Source organism: Haloferax marinum (assembly GCF_009674625.1).
Lineage (GTDB): Archaea > Halobacteriota > Halobacteria > Halobacteriales > Haloferacaceae > Haloferax > Haloferax marinum.
Genome location: NZ_WKJQ01000001.1, coordinates 1,309,906 through 1,335,061, shown reverse-complemented (window position 1 = coordinate 1,335,061; position 25,156 = coordinate 1,309,906). Strand labels below are relative to the sequence as shown.

At 63.4% G+C, this 25,156-nt stretch carries 23 protein-coding genes; 9 read left to right on the top strand and 14 right to left on the bottom strand.

Annotated features, from left to right (window positions below; all coding sequences use genetic code 11):
* Positions 1-74 precede the first annotated feature (74 nt).
* Positions 75-1,502 (bottom strand): RtcB family protein, encoded by a 1,428-nt coding sequence (locus GJR99_RS06765; RefSeq protein WP_151110526.1) that lies wholly within the window; start codon positions 1,500-1,502, stop codon positions 75-77.
* A 110-nt stretch (positions 1,503-1,612) separates the two neighbouring features.
* Here GJR99_RS06765 and GJR99_RS06760 point away from each other — a divergent pair, with 110 nt between their 5' ends.
* Together GJR99_RS06760 and GJR99_RS06755 are read left to right on the top strand one after the other, a co-directional pair.
* Entirely contained in the window at positions 1,613-2,848 is a 1,236-nt protein-coding gene (locus GJR99_RS06760; protein WP_151110524.1) for a CBS domain-containing protein, read from the top strand.
* Positions 2,849-2,976: 128 nt separating this feature from the next.
* The gene (locus tag GJR99_RS06755; protein WP_191967085.1) at positions 2,977-3,324 is read left to right on the top strand and encodes an Hsp20/alpha crystallin family protein; all 348 of its coding nucleotides are present in this window, start codon (positions 2,977-2,979) and stop codon (positions 3,322-3,324) included.
* 11 nt (positions 3,325-3,335) lie between these two features.
* On the opposite strand, the gene GJR99_RS06750 is transcribed toward GJR99_RS06755, so the two are convergent.
* Together GJR99_RS06750 and GJR99_RS06745 are read right to left on the bottom strand one after the other, a co-directional pair.
* Positions 3,336-3,596 (bottom strand): glutaredoxin family protein, encoded by a 261-nt coding sequence (locus GJR99_RS06750; protein WP_151110520.1) that lies wholly within the window; start codon positions 3,594-3,596, stop codon positions 3,336-3,338.
* Position 3,597: 1 nt separating this feature from the next.
* Positions 3,598-4,023, bottom strand: coding sequence for a CopG family ribbon-helix-helix protein (locus tag GJR99_RS06745; protein ID WP_151110518.1), 426 nt, complete (start codon positions 4,021-4,023; stop codon positions 3,598-3,600).
* Between the two features lie 248 nt (positions 4,024-4,271).
* Here GJR99_RS06745 and GJR99_RS06740 point away from each other — a divergent pair, with 248 nt between their 5' ends.
* Both GJR99_RS06740 and GJR99_RS06735 read left to right on the top strand, forming a co-directional pair.
* Complete coding sequence (locus GJR99_RS06740) at positions 4,272-4,769, top strand: DUF7344 domain-containing protein (RefSeq protein ID WP_151110516.1); 498 nt, start codon at positions 4,272-4,274, stop codon at positions 4,767-4,769.
* A 148-nt stretch (positions 4,770-4,917) separates the two neighbouring features.
* Complete coding sequence (locus GJR99_RS06735; RefSeq protein ID WP_191967084.1) at positions 4,918-5,886, top strand: C-terminal binding protein; 969 nt, start codon at positions 4,918-4,920, stop codon at positions 5,884-5,886.
* A 253-nt stretch (positions 5,887-6,139) separates the two neighbouring features.
* Here GJR99_RS06735 and GJR99_RS06730 read toward each other — a convergent pair whose 3' ends face one another.
* The 6 genes from GJR99_RS06730 to mutS all read right to left on the bottom strand — a co-directional run bounded on the left by GJR99_RS06730 (position 6,140) and on the right by mutS (position 14,919).
* Positions 6,140-6,811: a DUF6663 family protein gene (locus GJR99_RS06730; RefSeq protein ID WP_151110512.1), complete on the bottom strand. Its 672-nt coding sequence runs from the start codon at positions 6,809-6,811 to the stop codon at positions 6,140-6,142.
* A gap of 76 nt (positions 6,812-6,887) precedes the next feature.
* Complete coding sequence (gene arcD, locus GJR99_RS06725) at positions 6,888-8,372, bottom strand: arginine/ornithine antiporter ArcD (RefSeq protein WP_151110510.1); 1,485 nt, start codon at positions 8,370-8,372, stop codon at positions 6,888-6,890.
* Between the two features lie 274 nt (positions 8,373-8,646).
* Positions 8,647-9,603 (bottom strand): bifunctional 2-dehydro-3-deoxygluconokinase/2-dehydro-3-deoxygalactonokinase, encoded by a 957-nt coding sequence (gene kdgK1, locus GJR99_RS06720; protein WP_151110508.1) that lies wholly within the window; start codon positions 9,601-9,603, stop codon positions 8,647-8,649.
* Between the two features lie 99 nt (positions 9,604-9,702).
* Entirely contained in the window at positions 9,703-10,005 is a 303-nt protein-coding gene (locus GJR99_RS06715) for a hypothetical protein (RefSeq protein ID WP_151110507.1), read from the bottom strand.
* A 52-nt stretch (positions 10,006-10,057) separates the two neighbouring features.
* A complete protein-coding gene (gene mutL / locus GJR99_RS06710) occupies positions 10,058-12,214 on the bottom strand; it encodes a DNA mismatch repair endonuclease MutL (RefSeq protein WP_151110505.1) in 2,157 nt (718 codons plus the stop codon).
* Positions 12,211-14,919, bottom strand: a complete 2,709-nt coding sequence (mutS, locus tag GJR99_RS06705) for a DNA mismatch repair protein MutS (RefSeq protein ID WP_151110503.1) — start codon at positions 14,917-14,919, stop codon at positions 12,211-12,213. Before mutS ends, mutL begins: the two co-directional genes overlap by 4 nt.
* A gap of 317 nt (positions 14,920-15,236) precedes the next feature.
* On the opposite strand from mutS, the gene GJR99_RS06700 reads away from it, so the two are divergent.
* Entirely contained in the window at positions 15,237-16,934 is a 1,698-nt protein-coding gene (locus GJR99_RS06700) for a methyl-accepting chemotaxis protein (RefSeq protein WP_151110501.1), read from the top strand.
* Between the two features lie 44 nt (positions 16,935-16,978).
* Here the strand turns inward: GJR99_RS06700 and fer are convergent, their stop codons facing one another.
* On the bottom strand, positions 16,979-17,662 hold the full coding sequence (gene fer, locus GJR99_RS17825; RefSeq protein ID WP_151110499.1) for a ferredoxin Fer: 684 nt from the start codon (positions 17,660-17,662) through the stop codon (positions 16,979-16,981).
* A 176-nt stretch (positions 17,663-17,838) separates the two neighbouring features.
* Positions 17,839-18,651 (bottom strand): SAMP-activating enzyme E1, encoded by an 813-nt coding sequence (gene ubaA / locus GJR99_RS06690; RefSeq protein WP_151110497.1) that lies wholly within the window; start codon positions 18,649-18,651, stop codon positions 17,839-17,841.
* A 135-nt stretch (positions 18,652-18,786) separates the two neighbouring features.
* On the opposite strand from ubaA, the gene GJR99_RS06685 reads away from it, so the two are divergent.
* Positions 18,787-19,137 (top strand): rhodanese-like domain-containing protein, encoded by a 351-nt coding sequence (locus tag GJR99_RS06685; RefSeq protein WP_151110495.1) that lies wholly within the window; start codon positions 18,787-18,789, stop codon positions 19,135-19,137.
* 210 nt (positions 19,138-19,347) lie between these two features.
* Here GJR99_RS06685 and GJR99_RS06680 read toward each other — a convergent pair whose 3' ends face one another.
* Together GJR99_RS06680 and GJR99_RS06675 are read right to left on the bottom strand one after the other, a co-directional pair.
* Positions 19,348-20,223 (bottom strand): ABC transporter permease subunit, encoded by an 876-nt coding sequence (locus GJR99_RS06680; RefSeq protein ID WP_151110493.1) that lies wholly within the window; start codon positions 20,221-20,223, stop codon positions 19,348-19,350.
* Positions 20,220-21,200, bottom strand: a complete 981-nt coding sequence (locus tag GJR99_RS06675) for an ABC transporter ATP-binding protein (RefSeq protein ID WP_151110491.1) — start codon at positions 21,198-21,200, stop codon at positions 20,220-20,222. Before GJR99_RS06675 ends, GJR99_RS06680 begins: the two co-directional genes overlap by 4 nt.
* A 210-nt stretch (positions 21,201-21,410) precedes the next feature.
* Here GJR99_RS06675 and GJR99_RS06670 point away from each other — a divergent pair, with 210 nt between their 5' ends.
* The 3 genes from GJR99_RS06670 to GJR99_RS06660 all read left to right on the top strand — a co-directional run bounded on the left by GJR99_RS06670 (position 21,411) and on the right by GJR99_RS06660 (position 24,440).
* Positions 21,411-22,439, top strand: coding sequence for a CPBP family intramembrane glutamic endopeptidase (locus GJR99_RS06670; RefSeq protein ID WP_191967083.1), 1,029 nt, complete (start codon positions 21,411-21,413; stop codon positions 22,437-22,439).
* A 130-nt stretch (positions 22,440-22,569) separates the two neighbouring features.
* Positions 22,570-23,547, top strand: coding sequence for an ArsR/SmtB family transcription factor (locus tag GJR99_RS06665; protein ID WP_151110487.1), 978 nt, complete (start codon positions 22,570-22,572; stop codon positions 23,545-23,547).
* Positions 23,548-23,612: 65 nt separating this feature from the next.
* The gene (locus GJR99_RS06660; RefSeq protein WP_154325953.1) at positions 23,613-24,440 is read left to right on the top strand and encodes an alpha/beta fold hydrolase; all 828 of its coding nucleotides are present in this window, start codon (positions 23,613-23,615) and stop codon (positions 24,438-24,440) included.
* Positions 24,441-24,479: 39 nt separating this feature from the next.
* Here GJR99_RS06660 and GJR99_RS06655 read toward each other — a convergent pair whose 3' ends face one another.
* On the bottom strand, positions 24,480-25,004 hold the full coding sequence (locus GJR99_RS06655) for a hypothetical protein (protein WP_151110483.1): 525 nt from the start codon (positions 25,002-25,004) through the stop codon (positions 24,480-24,482).
* Positions 25,005-25,156: the final 152 nt, after the last annotated feature.

The window sequence follows — 25,156 nt, the reverse complement described above, 5'->3', positions numbered from 1 at the left end:
CAAAAGCGGGGCCGAACAGACACGCTGAACTGCTTCACGGGGCGTTCTCGCTCGCCTCGTCGGTCAGCCCACTCTCACCCTTTGATGTTCGCAACCGGGGCCGTTCGGGCCACTTTCGTGCCGATTCCGAGGGCGTCGCTGACGCGGACGACTTCGTCGATGTCTTTGTACGCGCCGGGGGCCTCTTCGGTCAGCGTTCCGCCGGAGCGTGCTCTGACGTAGATTCCACGCGCTCGAAGCGCCTTCTGGAGTTCGCCAGCGGTGTACTCCGACTTCGCTTGCGTCCGCGACTTGAGGCGCCCTGCACCGTGGGCCGTCGACCCGAAACTGAGTTCCAGTGAGCGTTCGCCACCGGCCAGCACGTACGAGTGTGACCCCATACTCCCCGGAATGAAGACGGGTTGACCGACGTCTCGGTACGCTTCTGGAACGTCGGGGTGGCCAGGGGGGAACGCGCGTGTCGCACCCTTCCGGTGGACGAGCAGCGATTTCTCCCGTCCACCCACGGTGTGGCGTTCCTCTTTGGCGACGTTGTGACACACGTCGTAGACGACTTCGACGTCGGTGGCTTCGAAGAGCGCGTCGAACACTTCGCGGACCGCTTGCGTCATCGCCTGTCGGTTCGCCCAGGCGAAGTTGGCGGCGGCGTTCATGGCGTCCCAGTACTCGTCTGCGAGGCGGTCACCGAGCGGTGCGTAGACGAGTTGCTTGTCTGGAAGTGACGCCACGAGCTCCGAGTACTCCCGCTCGAACGTCCGGATGAAGTGTGAACAGGTCTGGTGGCCCAGTCCTCGTGACCCGGAGTGAATCATGACGACGATGTCGTCGGTGTCGATACCGAACGCCGCCGCCGTCTCTGGGTCGTACACGTCGGTGACGCGCTGGACTTCGAGGAAGTGGTTTCCCGACCCGAGCGAGCCGACCTGATTGACGCCGCGTTTGAGCGCCTCGGTCGGAACTGCGTTTGGGTCCCCCGGCAGTCGGCCGTTCTCTTCGCAGTGGTCCAAATCGGCTTCCCTGGCGTGGCCGTTGTCCAGCATCCACTCCATCCCGTATTCGAGGATGCCGCGAACGTCGGAGATGTCCGTGCGGAGATAGCCGCCTTTGCCCAGTCCTGTCGGGATGGTCTGGTAGAGTCTATCCGCGAGAATCGACCCCTGACCGGCGATATCCTTGTACGAAAGCCCGGTCCGAAGCAACCGGACGCCACAGTTGATGTCGAATCCGATTCCACCCGGACTGATGACGCCGTCGTCTACGTCCACTGCAGCGACGCCACCGATGGGAAATCCGTACCCCTGATGACCATCGGGTAAGACGAGCGCGAACCGTTGGATACCAGGGAGCGTGGCTACGTTTCGAACTTGTGTGAGCGTGAGGTCACCCTCTTCGAGCATCTCCTCGATGAGTTGCTCAGACCCGTAGACGCGCGCTGGGACCCGCATCGCACCGGTTCGTTCGATTTCGTACACGTTCTCTTCGATGTTGCTGAGTTCGACCATCGGACCACCACCGTCCGTAACTATGCCAACATGTTGCATAAGTTGGTGCGATAGAACATTCCAATTACTCTACTGACAACATTCAACTCCTCGTCAGGCGTAGTTTGGGTATGGACATCTCGAATCTCGTCGAGAGAGATTTTCCGACAGTTGGTCCCGATACACGCGTCTCCAAACTACAAGGAGTGTTTCACGAGACGGGCACGAAGGCCATCGTGGTAGTCGAGGACGACGAGTATCTCGGTATGGTCACGTTACGACAGATGAACGTCACCCACCGCGACCCGGATGCGAAGGCGCGAAGCGTCCTCTGGCATCCAGCGAAAGTCGAACGCGACGAGGACGTTCGGCGCGTCGCTCGCCTCATCCTCTCGAGTCGGAGTGAGGTGCTCCCTGTCTTCGAGGGAGACGACCTGTACGGCGTCATCTCGACAGACCGCGTCCTGGAGGAAGTCGCGGAGTTCCTCGGCGTCCTCACTGTGGAAGACGTCTACTCCGACTCGCTCGTCACCGTCGGCCGAGACGCGACGTTCGGTGACGCACTCAACACGTTCCGCAAGAACGGCATCACACATCTTCCGGTCGAAGAAGACGACAACGTCGTCGGTGTGGTCAGTCTCTACGACATCCTCGATTTCACGACACGGGCCGTGAACAAACCGTCTGGCGGGTCATCAGGCGGATTCGACGTCGCGAGCGGCGATGCTGGACCCGGTTTCCGTTCGCCCGGTGGGATGGGTGACCGAACCGGCGAACTCGAACGGATGCTCGACTTGCCCGTCGTCGACGTGATGAGCGAACCCGTCGCGACGATTCTCCCGAACGAAGGACTCGACGACGCCGTCGAACGGATGTTAGACGACGGCGTCTCGTCGCTCATCGTCATCGAAGAAGACCAACCGGCAGGAATCGTCACGAAGACCGACGTCCTCGAATCACTGACGTGGACCGGCGAGTCGAGACTGCCGGTTCAGATTACCAACGTCAACCTGCTGGACGACATCTCTCGTGAGGAAGTCGTCGAGCTGGTCGAAGGGTTCGCAGACAAGTACGGCGGGCTCACGATACTCGAAGCGAACGTCTACCTGCACGAACACGACGAGAAACTCCGTGGGACGCCGCTCATCATGGCGCGCATCCGTCTGTTCACCGACAAGGGTCACTTCGTCGGGACGGGCGAGGGGTACGGCGCGTCACACGCGCTCCACCTCGCGCGGAACATCGTCGAGCGACAGTTACTCGAAGGGAAGACCCACGACGAGACGAAGAAACCGCCATCAGACCCCGACGAGTACTGGTCGAAAGTGTTCGGCTGGTGGTTGACCGCACCACCACGTCGCCGGTGAGCAGTGGCGGTGGACGACGCTCCCTGTGGGAACGCCCTCAGGTGACGTTCTCGTCGCCGTGACCATTCTTTTCGCCTGTACACAGGTTGATACCGAAATACGTCGTACCGTCGGTGGGTGATTGTTCAGTGAGTACCGACCAAAACGTCGTCGACCGAATTCAAGACCGGTTTACTGCTCGCTCAGAGGACCGTTCGTTCCCCGTCGATATCGAAGCGCGTCCGAAAGAGTTCGTCGTCACGGCCGAGTTGCCGGGCGTGAAGAAACAGGACATCGACGTGACGGTCCACAAGAACCGACTCCGAATCGCGACCGGCACTGGCGGTGGTGTCGAAGGAACACTCCTCCAGCGCGAACGGAGTCGCGGGCAACGTGAACGAATCGTCCGCCTACCGGGTCCGGTAGACCAGCGACACGTCTCGGCATCGTACAACGACGGCGTGCTCTGGGTGACTCTCAAGAAGCGCGGGCGGTGAACGTTCGACGCTCAGGCCGACGCCGCGTGTAACTTCTCACGCAGTCGGTCGGCGTCGACTTCGAACTTGAACGCGGGCCGACCGTCTACGTACACGTAGGGGACTCTGTCGCCGTACTCTTCGAGTAACTCTCTGTCCGTATCGACGTCGACGAGGTCCACCTCGACTGGAATCTCCTCGGCCTCGGCAACCTCGCGGATGGTGGCTTCTGCCTCCTCACAGAGGTGGCACTGCTCTCTGGTGTAGACGACGATGGGGACCGCGTCGCTCATCTCACTCTTCGGGGATTCCCGTGAACTCGTCGATGGGCATCACCGAGTAATCGACACTGAGCGTGTCGCGCGTCGCCCGAATCTTCCCGACGAACGTCGAGATGTCGGTCAGTTTCCCTTCGAGGACGAACAGTTCCATGCAGTAGTGGTTCCCGACGTGGTTGTGGAAGTTCGACTTGACGAGTCCTTCGTACTCGTGGCGAAGGCCCATCATCCGCTCTTCGACGCTCGTCGTCTCGTAGTCGAAGATGACGGTGACGACGGCCATCAACTCCCGGTCTTCGAGTCGCTTGTCTTCGAACTCTCCGAGAAGATTCCGCGACGCCTCTCTCACGACTTCGCTCCGCCCGGTGTATCCGTGTTCTTCGGCGAACGAGTCGATACGCTCCAGCAGTTCCTCCGGCATGGAGACGCTGACGACGGTCATATATTAAATCCTGCATGCAAAATTAATAAACATTGGCATCCTCGCCGGTTTCTGCGCCGCAGTGTTGCAGCACACTCTCGTCGGTGGCGCACCTGTCTCTCTCGTGAGTTCAGTCAAAATGAGGGATACGTCGCGTCTACCGGTCGGTCTGGTCGGATTCGGCATCGATGGCCGTTTTCACCAGAGATAACCGAGGCGAACTGTTGATATAGGAGAAGCGACCAGTCACGAAACAATCGACTCCTCGTATGGCGACATCACCTGACACCGAACTATCCGAGACGCGTATTCACGAGGTACTGAGTAACGACCGCCGTCGGATGGCGATCGAGTTCCTACAGGACGGGAACATGACGCTCCGAGAGCTCGCAGAACGTATCGCGGAGGCCGAGACGGGTGAGTCACCACCACCACGGAACATCCGACAGAGTGCGTACGTCTCGCTCCAGCAGACACACATCCCGAAACTCGACGAACTGGACATCGTCGAGTACAACGAAGAGTCGAAAGAAGTGTCGCTGGCGGAAGCAGGCGACGTCACCGTCTACATGGAAGTCGTTCCCGAGGGCGAACTCTCGTGGAGTGAGTACTACGCCACGCTCTCGGCACTCGGCCTCGTGCTCATGGTCGCTGTCACCGTGGACGTCCCGCTCATCTCCTCTGTGGGTGCCTCGATTCTCGCCGCACTCGTCTTCGCCGTCATCGGTGGGTCCAGCCTCTACCAGCGGTGGTCACAAGAGCGATAATCTCTGTTCTCGGTATCCGAGTAATTCACCGGCAGGTACATTTCGCCCTCAGTAGCCGACAGAGCGTCTCTCATCATCGTTCAGCGTAGTTGTCTACCGGGAATACGGGACACAATCAAGTAGCTCCGCCAGAATAGTTTACCCGAATATGAGTTATAACGTCGTGCTCAGCGACTTTCATATGGTGGACCCCGAACACCAGCGTCGTCTCCTCGGGGACGTTGCCGAGTTACACGTCGCCAAACTCGGGTCAGAAGATGCACTCGTCGAGGCCTGCCGCGCCGCCGACGCCGACGCGGTCGTCACCGACATCAACACGCCGGTCACCGCCGAGGCGCTCTCCCAACTCGACCTCACCGTCGTCGCTCGTGCCGCCGTCGGATTCGACAACATCGACGTCGAAGCGGCCGCAGAGCACGACGTCGTCGTCACGAACGTCCCTTCGTACTGCACCGACGAGGTGGCGACTCACAGCGTCGCCCTCCTCCTGTCGTGTATCCGGGCGACGCCTACGTACGACCGGGCGGTCCGAGCGGGAGAGTGGCCAGCGGCACCCGGTCGTGACCTCCATCGGATGAAGGGCCGGACGCTCGGCTTCCTCTCGTTCGGCGCAATCGCCAGGCGCACCGCCGAAATCTGTGCTGGATTCGGCCTCGAGATGGTCGTCTACGACCCCTACGTCGACGACGAGGTCCTCGACGAGTTCGGTGCCGAACGCGTCACCCTCGACGAACTCTACGCTCGGTCGGACTATCTCTCTGTCAACGCGCCGGCGACCCCGGAGACGCGCGGCATGGTCGACGCCGACGCGTTCGACGCGCTCGACGACGAGGCCATCGTCGTGAACACGGGCCGCGGCGTCGTCATCGACGAAGACGCGCTCGCCGAGGCGCTCCGCGAGGGCGACATCGCCGCCGCCGGACTCGACGTGTTCGAAGAAGAACCGCTCCCGGCCGACTCGCCACTCCGCGAGTTAGAGAACGCCGTCCTCTCGCCACACGCCGCGTGGTGCTCGGTCGAGGCGAAAGCCGAGGTGAACGAACAGACTGCCTCTGACGTCAAACGGGTCTTCGAGGGCGAAGAACCGACTGCACGCGTCGAACCCGAGTGGAACTGAGCAGTCGAGCAAGCGTGCGGCGGTCTGCCGGCCGGGAGGACACTTAGGTCACCTCCGACACAAGTGGAGGCATGGCCGAACCCGACGACCTTCCGTCGGTCTGCCCCGAGTGCGGGGCGAGACACTCTTTTCGACGACGATACGTCACCGGAGGTGGCTGGCGTGCAGTCTACCGGTGTTCAGAGTGTGGTTCTCGGGTGACGAACGAAGCAGAGGCAGACTCCGAGTGAGATGAGAGCAGCGCCGCAGTGACTCAACAGTACGTCTCGCGCATCGTCTCCGCGAACAACCCGTCTCTGTCGAACGCGATAGCGACGAGGACGAACTCCTCGTCGAGTGGCCGAATCACGAACACCTCACGGGGCGCGTCGGGGACGGTGACCTCGCCCGTCGCATCTGCACTGCGGGTCTCGACTGCGAGTCGCCCTAACAGCGGGTCGAGCGGCACGACACCGTCTGTGAACTCCTCGAACAGGTCGCGCGCACCAGGTTGTTTTGCGAAGACGTAGAGGACGGCGTTCGGGTCGCCGTCGGTTCCGTAGGTGACGCGAGAGCCGATGGCGTCGCCGTCAGGGACGGACCGCCACGTGTCGCGGGCGGCCTCGAACAGTCCCGTCGCGGCCCCGACGAACCGAAATCGCGTCCGGTCGACGACCGACACCGACGCGAATCGCGGAGTGCCGTCGTCCCACGTCAGCGTCGCCTCGATTTCGTTCCCCGGTTCGAGTTCCGAGACGCGTTCCGAGAGGTCGCCGTCGTATCCCGTCTGCGAGACGTACGTCGGTGAGAAGGCGTCGTCGGCGTTCGCGACGGCGTTCGGGTCGGTCCAGTCGACGGCCTCGTCGGGTCGTTCGAGCAAGAGCAACTCGTCTCGGTCTCGTGGACTGCGGTAGACGCGGAATCTCCCGGCCGTCGTGACCTCCATATCGTCGGCTACTGGATGGACCAAAATACACCTGCCGGTCGATTACTCGGCTACCGCGAACGGAGAGTTCGCTGCGTCAGTCGTCGTCGTCGGCCAACGACGCGAACGCACCGCGCAGACCGGCCTGAGTATCAGACTCCTGTTTCGTGATGCGCCACCCGGTCAGTCCCATCACGACGAGGACGAGCGGTGAGAGGAATCCGAGGAAGTAGTACGGGGCGTACTGGAGCGTCGGCACACCCAGTACGTCGGCCATGTACGCGCCACCGGTCCCCCACGGGATGAGCGCGCTCGTCGTCGTCCCGGCGGATTCGACGGCGCGAGAGAGGTTTCTGCTGTCGAGTTCGAACTCGTCGTAGAGGCCGCGGAAACTCATCCCCGGCACGACGATACTCATGTACTGGTCGGCGGCGATGGCGTTCATCGCCAGCGACGAGGTTGCCGTCCCAATCGTGAGCGACGACACCGAGGTGAGGACACGACGCATCTCGTGGGCGATGACGGCGATACAGCCAGTTCGTTCGAGGATGCCCCCGAGCGACAGCGACGCGAGGATGACCGTCATCGTCCACGACGACCCGAGCAACCCGCCCGACGCGAGGAGCGAATCGACCGTCTTCACGCCCGTCTCGGGAGACGTGCCCGCGAAGGCGACGTTCCACGCGCCGACGAAGGTGTCGATGGCGACTGGCCCCTGGACGAACAGTTGGGTGAGCGTGCCGGCGACGACGCCCGCGACGATAGAGGGCAGTGCCGGGTAGCCACGGAGTGCGAGGACGAAGGTGACGAGAAGCGGCGCGAACACCAGCGGGTTCACGCTGTAGGTGCTGGTGATTGCCGTCTGAATCTCGACGACGCGACCTGCCGGGATGTTCCCCGACGCCGTGAGTCCGAGCGCGGTGTAGGCGACGAGCGAGATGGCGAGTGCGATGCTCGTGCCGACGCGCATCGTCCGCACGTGTGTCATCAGGTCGGTGTTCGTGACTGCTGCTGCGAGGTTCGTCGTGTCCGAGAACGGCGAAATCTTGTCGCCGGTGTACGCGCCCGTCAGGACTGCACCCGCAGTCATGGCGTTCGGCATGCCGAGACCCGACCCGATGCCGATGAAGGCGACGCCGAGCGTCGCCGCGGTGGTCCACGACGACCCGATGGCGAACGTCACGACGGCCGAGAGCAGCGTCGCCGCCGGGAGGAACACCGCCGGCGACAGCAGGTCGAGTCCGTAGTAGATGAGCGCGGGAATCGTCCCTGCGGCGGTCCACGTCGAGATGAGCATGTAGACGACGAGGAGGATGAGCAGTGCCGACATACCCATGTTGATGCCGTCACGGATGCCCTCGGAGAGTCGAGACCACGAGAGGCCGAGCCAGTACCGACCCACTGCGCCGGTGAGGATGACACCCCACAGGAGCGGTAACTGCGGGTCGAGGCCGAGCCAGATGACTCCGACACTCAGGAAGACGAGCATCCCGACGACGGGAACGAGCGCCTGTGCGAACGACGGACGCTCGTCGTCCGGGATGTCGTCGTACGTCAGCGGTTCGAACGAGAGTGATGCCATTTCCGAACCGGGTTATCGTGGTCTCGGATTTGAATCTGACTTTTTGAACGAGATGAATGTTCATTATTGTTGTCTAAACGTACAATAATAGAGACAATTCTCAAAGAAAACTGGAATGGAATTGCGTGTTATTGGTATTCACTACCATCCGAAACTCTGGCTCGTGACTCTCGAACACACGGGAGGGTCACTCGAACCCCAAAAAGAGACCGTCAACTGAAGTGTGGTTCTCGACGGTACGCCCGACGACGGACGTCGAGGGCGTCCGTCACACCTACCGCGAGATTCCGTCGCCTTCCGCTGCGACGACGCGTTCGACGTCGTCGGGCGTCACGACGGCCACGTCGCCCTCGATGGTTCGCTTGAACGACGCCGTCGCGGCGGCCCACTGGAGCGATTCGGCGACGTCGCCGCCGTCGAGTCGTTTCGCGAGGAACCCGCCGACGAACGCGTCACCCGTTCCGATGGCGTCGTGGGTTTCGGCCTCGTAGACGCCCTGTTCGTACACTTCGCCGTCGGTGAGTGCGAGCGACCCCTCGGCACCGCGGGTGACGACGACTGTCTCGAAGTCGAAGTCGGCGGCGAGTCCGCGGGCGATGGTTTCGGCGTCTCCCTCGCGCCCGAGAACCGCCTCGGCGTCTCGCTGTGCCGCGAACAGGACGTCGATGGAGTCGAACAGGTCACGGTAGGCATCGGCCGCCGCCTCGGGTTCCCAGAGTTTCGACCGGTAGTTCAGGTCGAACGCCGTCGTCGTTCCGGCCTCCTGTGCCGCGGCGAGCACGTCGGCTGTCGTGTTTCGAAGCGTCTCCGAGAGCGCGGGCGTGATTCCGCTCGTGTAGCAGCTGTCTGCCTCCCGTACCGCGTCGAGGCCGAGTTCGTCCGTCTCCAGCGTCGTCACCGCGGCGTCTGCTCGGTCGTAGACGACGTTCGTCGGGCGCGGGGAGACACCGTGTTCGAGATAGTAGAGTCCCTGCCGGTGGTCGTCGTCCCAGACGACGCCGTCGGTGTCGACGCCGTGACTTCGCAGTTCGCCGACGACGCGGCGGCCGAGCGGCGAGTCGGGGAGTTTCGAGAACCACGCTGCGTCGTGGCCGAGTCGTGCCGCGGCGACGGCGACGTTACTCTCTGCACCGCCCGCCTGGACTTCGAATTCGCGGGCCGTCTCGAGTCGCTCGCCACGCGGCGGCGATAGGCGAAGCATCGTCTCACCGAAGGTCACGAGAGTTGTCATGCACGGGGGTTCGCAGTCGCGGTATAAACCTCCGGCGTTGGTGTCGAATGGCGCGACTGCTCTCGATTCTCTGTCTTCGTCCCGCGCTGAGTTCGGTCCTCAGACCGACGTAAACCGCCGGACGAGATAGACGACCGAGACGGGGATACTCAGGAAGGGCACGGCCACGAGGTAATAAATAGGAGAAGGCACCCAGTCGGACTGTCGAGCGACGGTGAGTCGGTCGAGATGGAGCGCAATCGGGGCGACGATAGCCGCGAGGGCCGTCCCGTAGAGTCGAATCGCACCGCCCGCGACGTCCGCCCACGGTGGGACTCCCGGCCCAGTCGCGGCCGTGAAGAGATACGAGACCACGAGAACGAGGGGCCCGAAGAGAACTCCCAAAAAGACGAGTGGGTTCATCGTCCGAACCTCTCGGCGTCCCGACTTTAATCCTCGGCGCGCCGCCGAGCGGTCAGTCTTCGGTGCGTCGCCCGCCGTGACCCGGATAGTCGCGTTCGAATCGCGCTTCTATCTCGTCGCGGTCGACCTCGATGACGACCGGCCGGCCGTGGGGGCAGGCGTAGGGGTTGTCGCAGTCGTCGAGCGCAGCGAGGAGGTCCAGAACCGACCCCTCGCGGAGCGACGTGTTGCCGGTAATCGACGGATAGCACGCGAGGTCGGCCAACAGGTCGTCGGCGACGGCATCGACGGTCTGCTGGCCCCCATCGGCCTCCTCACGGACGAACGCCGTCAGCGCGTCGCGGACGAGTCCGGGGTCGAGTGCGGCGTCGAAGACGGCGGGCACGGTTCGGACGGAGACGATTCGGTCGCCCGTCCGTCCAGCGTGGAATCCGACCTGTGCCAGCGCCTCGCGGTACTCTTCGAACAGGGCGGCCTCACGGGCCGTCAGTTCGAGTTCGACGGGTTCCGCCAGCGCCTGTGTCGGCGTGTCGCCTTCGACCTCTGCCTTCAGTCGCTCGTAGTTCACGCGCTCGTCGGCGGCGTGTTGGTCCACGAGGACCAGTCCCTCGCTCGTCTCGGCGACGATGTAGGTGTCGAGCAGTTGGCCGAGGATTCGCATCGACGGCAACGAGTCGAACTCGGGGGTCAGCGACGCCTCGTCGCCAGAGAGGTCACGCTGTGTCGTCGGGGCGGCGATGCGACGCGGCGACCCGTTGGGACCGTCGCCTGCGGCAGACGAGTCGGAGGACCCCGACGAGGCCTCTCCAGCAGACCCAGAGGCATCACTGTCAGTCTCCAGTGACGACTGCTCTGTCGTCTCCGGCCCCGGCGCGAGGTCGTATTCGCGCGGCGGCGTCGGTGGCGTCGAAGAGGGTGTGGACGACGGTGACTGTGACGACGGCGACTGTGACGACGGCGACTGTGACGACGGCGACTGTGACGATGGCGACTGCGACGAGCGAGAGTCGGTCGAGTCGGCGGCGGCGTGTCGCCCCTCACGAGTCGATTGCACGTCTCTGGCCGTCGGCCGGTCGAATCCGTCTTCCTCGTCGGCGTCGTCAGCAACGTCCCGAACGTCGTGTGGGTCTGCGTTCTCACCATCGTCATCACCGCCGGGCGTCACCGGTGTCTCGTCGGCTTTCGATAGCCCACGGGGGGCCGACGAGCGGACGAGGCCGCTGTTCAACAGTGCTTCTTCGACTGCGTCGGTCACGTCGCGTTTGACCTGCGACTCTTCGTCCCACCGGACTTCCATCTTGCGCGGGTGGACGTTCACGTCCACGGCGTCGGGTGCGACGTCGACGAAGAGGACCGCGAACGGGTAGCGGTCGGCGTCGAGTTGCCCGCCGTAGGCGTCTAAGACGGCCTCTCGGAGGGTTCGGTCGGTGACGTAGCGGTCGTTGACGAACGTCGAGAGATAGTCGCGGGTACTTCGGGTCGTCTCGGGATGGCTCACCAAGCCGCTGACTGTGATGCCGGGCGCGTCGTACTCGACAGGCACCATCGACTCGGCGACTTCTCGCCCGTACACCGAGAGGACGGTCGATTGGAGGTCGCCGCGCCCTTCGGTGGCGAACACCTCTCTGTCGTCGTGTTCGAGCGAGACGGCGATATCCGGATTCGCCAGCGCGTAGTGGGTGACGACGGTGTTGACGTGGTCGAACTCCGTCGCCGTCGTCTTGAGGAACTTCCGGCGGGCGGGCGTGTTGAAAAACAGGTCGTCGACTTCGACCACCGTTCCTTCGGGACAGCCAGCGGGGCGAACCTCTTCGACGTCGCCGCCTTCGTATCGGAGTTCGGTCCCGACGTCACCGCCGCGGGGTTTCGACCGGATGGTCATCCGCGAGACGGCACCGATGGTGTGGAGCGCCTCGCCGCGGAATCCGAGCGTTCCGATACCCGCTTCGAGGTCCTCGATGTCGCTAATCTTGCTCGTCGTGTGTTCGCGGACGCAGAGTTCGAGTTCCTCGTCGGTCATCCCGACGCCGTCGTCGCGGATGCGGATTCCGTCGGTCCCGCCAGATTCGACGGCGACTGAGACGCGCGTCGCGTCGGCGTCGAGGCTGTTCTCGAAGAGTTCCTTGACGACCGACGCGGGTCGCTCGACCACCTCGCCCGCGGCGATTCGGTCGATAGTCTTCGCGTCGAGCTGTTTGATGGACGTCATCGGCCACCCTCCGAGTGGTCGCCTTCCGACTGGTTGCCGTCCAACTTCGACTGCCACGCTTGCACCTTCGCCATCAGGTCTATCGGCGAGGTGGCGTTCACGTCGGTCGATTTGAGCTCTTCGAGGACGGCCTCCATCTCGGGGTCGATTGCTGGTTTTGGGTCGGGTTTGGATTCCGTGTCGGCCGCGGCCTTTTGGGCCGACCCATTCGCAGGATTCCCGCTTCCACCGCCGCTCGCGACCTTCATCTGGCCACTCCCGACGTCGAAGACGGCCTGAACCGGTTCGGACGACCCGGAGCCTTTGGCCTCGATTGCCTTCTCGTCGCGGAGTCTGTCGAGCACGTCTGAGGCGCGGTCCACGACGGGTCGCGGGACGCCGGCGAGGTCGGCGACGTGAATCCCGTAACTCCGGTCGGTCGGCCCATCGACGACGGTCCGAAGGAACGTCACGTCACCGTCGCGTTCGTCCGCCGCGACGTGGACGTTCGCTACTCTGTCGAGGTGGTCCGCGAGACTCGTGAGTTCGTGGTAGTGGGTCGCGAACAGTGTCTTCGCGCCAACCTCGTTGTGGAGGTACTCGGTGGCCGCCCACGCGATGGAGATGCCGTCGTAGGTGGCCGTTCCGCGGCCGACTTCGTCGAGGATGACGAGCGATTCGTCTGTCGCCGAGTGGAGGATGTTCGAGAGTTCCTGCATCTCCACCATGAACGTCGACCGACCCTGTGCGAGTTCGTCCAGTGCGCCGACGCGGGTGTAGATGCCGTCGACGACGCCGATGGTGGCCGAGCGCGCGGGGACGAAACTCCCGACCTGTGCGAGGAGCGTGATGAGCGCCGCCTGACGCATGTAGGTAGATTTCCCCGACATGTTCGGCCCGGTGACGATGAGGAAGCCACGCTCGCGGTCCATGTGCAGGTCGTTCGGGACGAACTCTGTGGTCGTCTCCACGACGGGGTGGCGACCCGCCTCGATGTGGAGCGGTCCCGCTTCGGTCAGGCTTGGGCGTGTCCACCCGTTTCCGGCGGCGTGGGTCGAAAGCGACGCCAGTGCGTCCACCTCTGCTATCGCACGGCCGACGTCTTGGAGGAGTTCGGCGTGCTGGGCGACGCGTTCGCGGAGGTCCTGAAACAGGTCGTATTCGAGGTCGCCGCGGGCTTCTTCGAGTCGGAGTACGTCGCGTTCTTTCTCCTCTAACTCCTCGGTGACGAACCGTTTGGAGTTCTTGAGCGTCTTTATCTGTCGGTAGTGGTCGGGGACCTGGTCGGCGACGGACTTGCCGACCTGGATGTAGTAGCCGTCGGTCTTGTTGCGGTCGACGGTGACGTGTGAGAGGCCGTGTTGGCGCTTTTCACGCTGGGCGAGCGTGTCGAGCCACGACTTCACGTCGTCGTGTCGGTCGATGAGTTCGTCGAGGTCGTCGTCGTAGCCCTTCTGGAACAACCCGCCTTGTGTGACCGTCTTCGGCGGGTCGTCTGCGAGTGCGTCGGCGAGTTCTGTGTGGAGCGCCGCCGCGGCGCCTCTGTCGGGTCGCGCCACGACGTCGACCAGCGGCGAATCGGCGAGTTCCGTTCCTTCGATGGCGTCTGTAAGGGCGGGGAGGATGTCGAGTGTGTCGCGGACCGAAAGCAGGTCCGACGCGCCGGCAGTTCCCGACGCGGTACGAGAGGCGAGTCGTTCGAGGTCGTACGCACCGTCGAGTACCTCACGGACGCGTTCGCGGGCGAGCGCGGCGGACGCCAGTGACTCCACTGCGTCCAGACGGCGTGAGAGGACGTCTTGGTCACGACGGGGACGGGTCAACCACTCCCGGAGGAGACGCCCGCCGGGCGAGGTCATCGTGTGGTCTATCGTGTCGAACAGCGACCCCGACCGGTCGCCGTGCATCGTCTCTGTGAGTTCGAGATTTCGCTGTGTGGTGGCGTCGAGTTCGAGCATATCGCTCGGATGGTAGACGCGGAGTCGCGTCATCGACCGAAGCACGCCAGCGCCCGTCTCCTCGACGTACGCGAGGATACCCCCCGCCGCTTGCGTCGCTAACTCGGAGTCGAGGCCGACGCTCTCGACGGTGGATTCGCCAAACTGCTCGCGGACGGCGTGACGTGCGCGACCCGGTGCGAACGCCTCGGCAGAGAACAGTGAGAACGAGGCGTCTGTCGCTTCTCTGAGACGCGAGAGCGTCTCGTCGTCGGAGCGGAGGTCTGGTCCGGGGAGAACTTCCACCGGCGCGAAGCGGTAGAGTTCGGCGGCCGCGTCCTCGACAGTGGTGGCTTCAGTAACGAGGAACTGTCCGGTGGTGATGTCGGCAAACGCGAGGCCCACGCCGTCGGGTCCGCTCACGACGGCGGCGAGGAACTGTGCGTCTGCCCGCGAGGTTTCGAGGAGTGTGCCGGGCGTGACGACGCGCGTGATGCGTCGGCCGAAGTCACCCGACTCCGTCTCGTACTGGTCGGCGACGGCGACCCGATAGCCGTGTTCGACCAGCGCCTTGAGATAGGGCGTCAGGTCGTTCAACGGCACGCCCGCCATCGGGTACGACGACCCGTGCGACGACTTCTGTGACACCTTGAGGTCGAGTTCGCGCCCGACCGTCTCGGCGTCGTCTCCGAAAAACTCGTAGAAGTCTCCGCACTGCATGGCGAGCAGGTCGGCGTCGGTCTCCTCTTTCAACGAGAGGAACTGTCCGACGATTCCCTGAGTAGTCATGTGCGCACGTGGGAGGGCGGGCGGATAAAACGCTACGATGGCACCTGCCGGTTGGCCTCCTTGCACTCGGACGGGAAGTTTGTTCCGAGGGTGCACTCGAAGGTACGCAGGTGCTCGTCGCCGAGTGGTCACCACCGACGACGAACCAGCCGGTGGGACTGAACTCTCGTCGGCCGATTCTCTTCGACGTTTTCTCTCTCCACGCTGATACTCGCCCGTCGTTCGGGACTTTGGGGCTCTCTGTGGGGCGTCTGCAGATATCGCTTCTGATAATTTGTGCAGTAGGGTTATGCCCCCTTTGTTCGACACACGGACACATGGACCTGCTTTCGCGATTCGCGTCGCTGGTTCCGGGGGCCGGGGCTCGGGCACGTGCTGATGGGGGCGTACAGACAGACGAGAGTGCGACAGTGGCTGCAGCAGCAGCGCAACTTCGTGTCGGAGATTTACTCGACGGAGTCGGGACGCCGGTGTTCGTCCTCGACGCGGCCCACCGTGTCATCGCGTGGAACGCACCGATCACAGAACTGACGGGCGCCCCACCGGAGGACGCACTCGGGTCGGAACACGTGAGCGAACTGTTCTACCCAGACGGCCGCCGGGCGAAGACGCTCGCAGACAAGGTACTCGACTCACCACGAACGGCCGCGGACGAACACGGTCTCGAACTCGTCGACCCCGCTCGGTATCTCTACCGCGACACGAGCACGATGACCGACCGGAAGGGTGTCGACCGACACATCGCGTTCACCGCCCAACCGATTTTCGACGGTGACGACGTCGTCGGCGTCGTCGAGACGGTTCACGACCGCACCGACGTCGTGAACAAACAACGAGCCTCTGAGGAACTCGTCGAAGAAGTGTCGAGGACGATTGGCGGACTGACCAGCGGTAACCTCTCGTCACGCGCGGAGTTCGACGACCACCGCGGTGTTCTCAACGAGGAAACCCGGCGAGTCGTCACCGACCTCAACCAGATGGCGGCACGCTTCGAGCGTCTCGCCACCGAAGTCGATGGGACGACGGCGGACCTCGGTGACGCCATTCGGAATGCGGCGACGGCGGCCGACGACATCGAATCACAGGTCACAGAGCAGGCGGCGTTGCTCTCGAAAGGGTCCGAAGAGATGCAGGACCTCTCGGCGAGCATGGAAGAAATCGCCGCGACGTCCGACGAAGTCGCCGCAGCGGCCGACCAGGCACGGAACGCCGCAGAGAACGGCCGCGAAGCAGGACAGAGCATTCGGACGGCCACCGACCACGTCATCGACATCTCCGACGAGTTGCTCGACAGCGTGATGGAACTCCAACAGCGGATGGGCGCCATCGAAGAAGTCGTCGAAGTCATCGCAGAAGTCGCGGACCGAACGAATCTGCTCGCGCTCAACGCCAACATCGAGGCGGCCCGTGCGGGCGAAGCAGGTGAGGGTTTCTCCGTCGTCGCCAACGAAGTGAAGCAACTCGCCAACCAGACGCACGAACACACCGAAGAGATAGCCGACAGCATCGACGAGATTCAAGAACAAGCCGACGAGACGGTGATGGCCTCCGAGCAGTCACACGAACAGATTCAGGTCGCATCCGGCGAGATTGCCGACGTCCTCTCGTCGCTGACCGAAATCGCCGACGCGTCGGAGTCGGCGGCGAACGGCATCACGGAAGTCGCCCGCGCGACCGACTCACAGGCGACGAACATCGAGGAGGTCACGACGACGATTCAAATCGCACAGGACCACGCCAAGTCCGCCGAAGAAGCGACCACCGACATCACCGACGCCACGTCCAAACAGACGCTCGCACTCGACGCACTCGCGGGACAGGTCGACGAACTCGTCGGGGGCGATGCGAGCGCAGTGGACGAAGTCCAGCGACTCACGCAGGTCCACGCTGCGACCGACGGCGGCGAATCGAGTAGAGGCGTCGAGCCCCGAACCGACGGCGGTGCGTCGGTTCTTCGAGAAACCACCGTCGAACGCGACAACGACACCGACGGCGGGTTTCAGTTCGGTCGCTGACCCCTACCCAGAACGAGGGGTGCTCTCTGGCGCGACCGAGGAGATTAGAGCGATTTAGAGAACCTCGTCGCTGGCAGTCGGAGTTCGTCGAGGAAGTCGATGTACTTCGCGTTGTAGATAATCCCGACGTGGTCGGTGACCGGGACGCCAACGCAGGTGAGACGGGCGCCTCGTTCGATGGCGTCTTCTGGGAGAATCTGTTGGCCCGGCATCGCTATCTCACCGTCTTTGAGGTACACGGCACAGTTGGAACACGCACCTCCGCGACATGCGTACGGCCAATTGTATCCTCGCCGTTCGACCGCTTCGAGAATCGACTCACCTCGTTCGACCACTATCCGGCCGTAATCTTCTGAGTCGAGGTGGGCGGCCGAAGCCTTCTCGAACAGGTCGTCGTCGTCGATGTCCCATCCCTGGTCCTGTATCACCTCGTAATTGAGATACGTGAGTCGGGACCGGTTCGGTTGACGGACCAACGGCTTGACGCTCCGACCGGGCAGTTCGAACCGTTCTATCTCGTCGACGATTTCGTCGATAGAGTTGGACTCGAACTCCTCGAACCACTCTTCGACGGTGGGTGCCGGGAACCCGTACCAGTCGGTGAGTTCGGCCTTCGATAGCCCCTGCTTGTAGGCGATTGCCACCATCAATCGCTGAGCGGCCGCTTTCGATTCGACATCGTCCAATCGACTCTGTAACGCTTCCAGTGACGTCTCTTCTAATGGCATCCTAGCCACGAGTTCGAGTGTCAGTACAATGAAGAGAGACGACGATTACCACGACGTGGAAATCAGGTCTGTCGGCAGCTCTCTATCCTCTGTGACGATTTGAGGACCAGATGCGTTCGCGCTCGGGGTGCCGACCAGATTCAGGTTCGCCTCCCCACGCGACTGTCGTATCCTCGTCACTCGATACTGATAGCGCAACTCTCGACGTAGTCGATGTCGGCGATAGAGTCCACTCCACTCTCGCCACAGACTGGACACGAGGGGTTCTGCCGGTACGGCACCGTCTCGAACGTCATGTCCATCGCGTCGTAGAACATGAGTCGGCCGTCGAGGACTTCGCCCACGTCGAGGACGACTTTCACCGCTTCGGTCGCCTGAATGCACCCGACAGTTCCAGGGAGGACGCCGATGACGCCCGTGGTCGCGCAGTCTGGGACCGTCCCCGGTTTCGGTGCCTCGGGGAAGAGACAGCGGTAACACGGCCCGCTTGGCAGGAGCGTCGTCACCTGCCCTTCGAACTTGTATATCGCGCCGTGGACGAGCGGAATCCCTTCGAATCGACAGACGTCGTTGAGGAGATACCGCGTCGGGAAGTTGTCCGACGCGTCGACGACCACGTCTGCACCTTCGACGAGTTCGTGGACGTTCGACTTGTCGACGCGTGCTTGGACTGGGTCGACCTGGACGTCCGGGTTGAGGTTGTGGACGAAGTCGGCGGCGCTTTCGGCTTTGGGAACGCCGACGTCTCCGTCGTGGTGGATAACCTGTCGTTGGAGGTTGCTCCGTTCGACTACGTCGTCGTCGACGACGACCAACTCGCCGACACCGACGGCAGCGAGATACTGGATGACTGGCGACCCGAGGCCACCCGCACCGACGACGACGACCCGCGAGGTGAGCAGTCGCTCTTGGCCCTCCGGGCCGACCTCGTCCATGATGATGTGTCTCGAATACCGGTCGAGTTGGGTGGCGTCGAGTGAGAGTGTCATACCTCGACGTTGGCGTCGCCACCGAATAAACCCGCGGCACAGCGGTCACCGACACCGGACCTGTCGGTGTCGGGCGGGAGTGGTCCGAATATCGAAAGCGACGCACACTTGCCGCTTCGGTCCACGAACACCGATATGGTCGTCGAGACGACGCCGGACGAACTGCACGAGAAACTCGCTGACGACGAGCGCGACGTGGCCATCGTCGACATCAGAGACCCGTCGTCCTACACGTCGGGACACATCCCTGGAGCGGAGAACCTCCCGTCGTCGACGCTCGGCCCACAGATATTCGAGCGAGAGTGGCCCGACGAAGTGGTCGTCTCCTGTTACGTCGGGAAGAGTTCGAAGCGCGTCGCCTCCGTCCTCGACCAGAACGTCGATGCCGACGTGAGCAGTCTCCGCGGCGGATTCGACGGCTGGAACGGTGACGTCGAACGCGGGAGTGAAGGCGAGTCGGACGTCGGGCCATCTTCGCCGTTCTGACCGCTCGATAGAGCCTCTTTTCTACGGCTTGACACTGTGGTTTCGACAGAAACTCTGTCGAGATACCCAGAGATTGACAAGCATGGCGTGACACAGACAGAGGCTGTATGCAGCAGCGAGTGTTGGGTTATTCCGGCCTTCCTCCGAGCCCCTGTTTTTGTTGTTGATCTTCACCGGGCGACCGAGCAGTGACCGTGGCTTCGGTGGTATTCAGAGGTCTGCACGCCGGAATCGTAGATACCCCAGTGCAACAGGGACAGTCCCCCAGAGGACGAGGATGGCGATAGCCGACCATCCCTCAAGGTAGAATGGGACCTCCCCGACGAGCCGGTCGGCCAACGGGGCAATCGCGGCAGCCGTTTCTGCGCTCGAATCAGACGTGGTGACGAGACCGGCGGCGCCAACGCGAGCGACGAGTTCGACAGCGTACGTGTACGCGCCGGACGGACTGAGCCTGTCGAGCAGGAAGTACCAGGCTGGGAGCTGTTGACCTGGCATCGCCCCGTTCAGCAGGTAGTACAACCCAGTGGGCACCAGGTCCCAGAAGAACTCCATCACAACGACGAAACTCAGTGCGGCCGCGATAGCGCGTCCCCGACTGGCGACGAATCCCGACAGCCCGACAGCGATTCCAACGTATGCAACTGCGAACAGCGCCGTCACCCCGACGAACACGGCGAAAGAGACGACGGGCAGCGAGCCGTATAGTGCGACCACGAGTGCCGCCGACACCAGAAATCCGGTGACGACACCGAGCACGACTACACCACTCCGACCGACGAGTTTTCCGACGACGACATCGCGGCGTGTGAGGGGGAAACTGAGTAAGAGCTTCAGACTTCCCGACTCTCGCTCACCAGCGATAGCGAGGTACGCAACGACGAGTGCGGCGAACGGAACAACGAGCTGAACGGGTCCGGCGATCAGCCCCAGCGATTCCTGGACGGTCGCATCCGGCCCGAGTATCAGGCGCGGAACGGCGACGGAGAATAGCGCGAGCAAACTGAACAGCGCCAGCAACGAGAGCGCGAGCTTCGAGCGGACGGCGTCGGCGAAGTCCTTCCTGGCGACGTACGTCCAGTTCATGCGGTCACCTCCTGCGTCTCGTCTGTCTCCGATTCGGGAACGCCCGCGCCGACCGTCGACTGGTCGGTAGAATCGACGTCGGTAGTGAACGCCGTGAAGAGGTCTTCGAGCGACGCCCGACGAGTCCCGACATCTGTAACGGTCACACCGGTCGCTTCGATGTCTGCGATCAGGGCCGACTTCTGAACGTCTTGCGAACATTCGACGGTGAGCGACTGCCCCACGACGCCGATTGTGACGTAGTCGATCGCGGCGAGTGCGTCTTCGTCGACGGCCCCCTCGACGACGAGGTCGACGATGACACCACCCTCGAGATCTGTTCGAAGGCTATCGATGCTGTCGACGGCGACGAGGACGCCCCGATTCATGATTCCGACGCGATCAGCGACCGCCTCGACTTCGCTGAGGATATGCGACGAGAAGAACACGGTCGCTCCTCGGTCTGCTTCCGCGCAGATGATGTCGCGCATCTCTCGCATCCCGTGGGGGTCGAGCCCGTTCTGCGGTTCGTCGAGGACGAGCAGGTCCGGTGACCCGACGAGTGCCATCGCGAGCGCGAGGCGCTGGCGCATCCCCCGTGAGTACGATCCGACCCGTCTGGTCGCCGCCACTCTGTCGAGACTGACGCGGTCGAGGAGGTCCTCGACGGTGTCGTCGGCTCCTTTCACTCCGATTGCAAACTCGAGGTGGTGCCGGCCAGTGAGACGATCGTAGAGTGCGACACCGTCGGGGAGAACTCCCATGCGAGCGTGAATTTCCTTAATGTCTGCCCGCGGGTCCAGTCCGAAGACGCGAACGGTCCCGGCGGTCGGTCGGACGTAATCGAGGAGCATGTCGATGGTCGTCGACTTGCCGGCCCCGTTCGGTCCGAGGAAGCCGAACACTTCTCCCGGTTTCACTGTCAGCGTCAGATCGGAGACCGCACGGACCTCGCCGTACTGTTTGGTCAACCCACTCGTCTCGATTACTGGTGTCATCGGTGACGGAGACGCCACCCGAGGATATCTACGCTCCCAGAAGTGGATTTCTGTCGTGGAGGGAGCCGGGCAAGCTGAGGATGTTCACCATCGAGGCGACTCCCGCTCCGGATCGGGAGCTTCCTCCCATACGGGACGTTCGTCCGACCGTCGATGGGACAGAAATCCGTTTCTGTGAGAGGTTATCTTACCCTTCGACGTCCGAGTGATATGCACTGGAGATCACTCCTCTGGACCGATGGAGACCGACGCACTCGGACACCTGTCAGGGTAGGCGTCGGCTTCCTCCTGATCGCACTCCTAGCGGTCGTAGGGACGCTCGTCGCCGAACTTCTCGCAGCAGCGGTCTGGCCCGACCGGCCGTTCGCGTACGTCGTCGTCGGCTCCACGGTCGGCCTCGGCATCGGTGCCGTGATTGGCATCGGTGCAGTCGCCCGGTGGGTCGACCGACGCCCGGTCGCGGAATACGGTATGCGGGGCGCGAACGCGTGGTGGCGCGACCTCGTCGTGGGCGTGGCACTGGCGGTAGTCGTCTGGGTGGCCGTCCTCGTCGTCGAACTCGGAGCCGACGTGGTCGTCATCGTCGACACGTTCCGTGCCGGTCCGGAAGGCTTCGTGCTCGCGCTGGTCGCGTCCCTCATCCTGTTCGGGGTGGCCAGCCTCTCCGAAGAGCTGGTCTTCCGTGGGTTCGTCCTGAAGAACATCGTCGAGGGGCTCACCGGTCGAGGTCGAGCGTTGGCCGCGGTCGTGGCCGTCACCGTCTCGAGCCTGCTGTTCGGTGCTGTCCACCTCATGAACAGTGGGGCCTCACTGGGCTCGACCATCAGTGTCGCGCTCATTGCCATCTCGCTCGGAGCCGCGACCGTCCTCACCGGTCGGATCGGTCTCGCGGTGGGGCTGCACCTCGGGTGGAACGTCGCACTGGGGGTGCTACTCGGGTACCGCGTCTCAGGGGTCGAGGCACCGGCGCAGGTCCTCGTCCTCGCGGGGAACGGGCGAGGAGGCGCCATCTGGACGGGCGGAGCGTTCGGACCTGAGGCCGGTCTACTCGGGATTCTCGCCGGGGCCCTCGTGTTGCTCGGAGTCCTCGGATACGCCCGGCTGACACAAGGGACGCTCCGGATTCACCCCTCGCTCGGTATCACTGAGCTCCGTGCGGAGAACGTCAACCAGCCGAAGGCAGCGGACGGAGGCGTGGACACTGAGGTTGCCTCGGATGCGAACTTCGAGGCACACTGATCGCCTGACTTCGTACTCATCGTCGACCGGAAAGCACGTGATCCGTAAGGCGATCGATGGCGCCAACCACCGAGTCAGTTCGTGTTGTTCTGACGACAATTTCATGCCACAGTATGACCATCTGTTCCCAATGAACGAACCGAACAAACACTCCGATGGAACGGACACCGCCGAGGAGATGACGGCGACCTTCGCCACCCTCGGGAACGAGACGAGATTGCGAATCGTCCGCTCGCTCTGGGGGGTCCCCGGCGGGGAAGCGACGTTCTCGGAGTTGCAGGCTGCGGTCGGGATGCGCGACAGCGGACAGTTTAACTACCACCTCAACAAGCTCGTCGGTCGGTTCGTCCAGAAAGACGACAACCGGTATCGACTGTCGAGTGCCGGGGTGCTCGTCCTCGGTGCCATTCTCTCTGGGAGTTACACCACGTCTGACCGCGTCCCACCGTACGCGTTCGGCGACGCCTGTCTCAACTGCGACGCCACGCTGCTCGCGACCTACGAAGACGAACACGCCAGGGTGTTCTGTCCCACCTGTCCGACCTTCACACTCAGCACGTACGTTCCCCCCAGAATCCTCGAGCAGTACGGACGTGAGCAGGTCCACGTGGCACTCGACCACTGGGGGCGGCTCACCGTCGAGACGCTCCGTCTCGGCATCTGTACGAACTGCCACTCGAGGGTCGACCCCGAGTTACGCCACCAGACCGAGGACGTCGACGTGAGCCTCGTTGCCTACGAGTGCGAGCGCTGTCCGAAAGATAGCCAGATCTCGCTCGGGATGTACCTGATGCGAGACCCTGCTGTCGTGTCGTTCCACCACGAACACGGGGTCAATCTGGAGTCTGAGCCGTTCTGGCGACTCCCCTTCCTCATGGAGGAGTCGGGTGACATGCTCTCCGAGGAGCCAGTCGTCGTCGAGAAACGCATTCGGGCAGGTGACGAGGTGCTGCTCGCGACGATCCGTGAGGACCACGAACCGGAAGACAGCGACAAGGACCAGGAAGGAACAGGCCGCGAAGTCCACCATCGGAGCGAAGAGGTCCACTCCCGAATCGACGTGACGTTCGAACGGGAGGCCGCGGACGAGACGAGAGTCGAGCAGTGACCGCTTCACAGTCTCCTCCGAAGCGTTCTTCGAGTCGGTCACGGGGGACAAATCTATTCGATTCGTTGTACGACCGGGCGGTCGACGACCTGCTCTCGGTTTCCGTCGAGTCGCTGTGGGTCGATACGCTGGCTGGTCCGACACACTGCCTCGTCGCCGGCGACGAGCACGCGCAACCACTGCTCGTCTTTCAGGGTGGCAACGTCACGACGCCCGTCACCCTCGCGTGGGTGCAGTCGCTCGCCGACGACTATCGCCTCGTCGCCCCCGACACACCTGGGGAGCCCGGACTGTCGGCCGATGAGCGGCCCGCTGACTACGGGGCGTGGGTCGTCGACGTGCTCGACGCGTTCGACCTCGACGCCGCGCCGATGGTCGGTCTCTCCCACGGCGCTGGCGTGGTGCTGGAGGCGGCCACCGTCGCTCCCGACCGTGTGGCGGCGGCAGCCCTCGTCGTCCCTGCCGGCTTCGGGACGGCAATTACGCCCGCACTGGCCCGGGTCGTCGTCCCGTCGCTCGCCTACCGGCTTATTCCGAACCGGCGGCTCCTTCGGTGGGCGCTCGGACCGCTGTTCAGTGCCCCCGTCGACGACGTGCCGGACGTCGTCGTCGAGACGGTGGCGCTGGCGCTCCGGACGAGCGATCTGTCCGCCGAGTTTCCGGGGCCCGGCGGTCCGGACGCACTGGCCGACTTCGATGGACTGACGCTCGTCGTCGTCGCCGACGGTGACCCGTTCTTCCCACCCGAGCGGACGCTCGACCGCGCGATTGCGTGGCTCCTCGGACCGGTCGAGACGCGGGTACTCACCGACGAGCGGCACTTCCTCTCACCGATGGGACAGGAAGAGGTGAGCGACGCGGTGCGGTCGTTTCTCGCGGCGGACTCGCGCTGACTCTTCACGTCGAACTTATACTGACAACTCGAAGCGGTCTCAGACTGACTCGTTGCCCCACGTGGCGACCGGTTCGTCGTCGTGAACGATCGTCAGGTGGAAGTCGTCGAGCGAGTCGTGTGGGAAGACGAGTATCGCCTCGTAGGGGACGTGCCCCTGGCTGTCACAGGGCTCTTCTTCGGTGTCGGGAATCGGTCGGGTCGAGACGTAGAGGACGTACCGGTTCGGCTCGGGTTCGGAGAGACCCGGCGGTGGTGCACGTCGGTTCGCCGACGAGACGGCGATGGCGCCGTCGATAGTTATCGTGACGTTGGGTTCCAAGGCGCTCTGGGAGGTGTTCATCCGCACCGGGACGTTCGAGCGTTCGCAGACGCCGACGCCCGTGGTGAACCGTTCCATGACCGCGTCCGTCGGGACCAGGGGACTCCCGTCGGACGGGGTAGTTCCCTGGACCCACGTCCCGGTGGGGGTATTGCTCGGTTCTTCGGGGCCGTTGGCGAGACACCCCGCGGACACGACGAGGACGAGGACCGCGAGGAGGGCCGTTCGGGATCGAGTAGACATCGACCCTCTCGACGCCGACCCAGGCGATAACCGTCTCCAGAAGTGGGTTTCTGTCCGGTTCGCTGAACGTTGGTCCTTCTCCGGTGAGTTCGTCGATAGGGGCCTCGGTGGCTTCGACGCCGCTCGTGGCGGAATCGTTCGATATCTGCCTG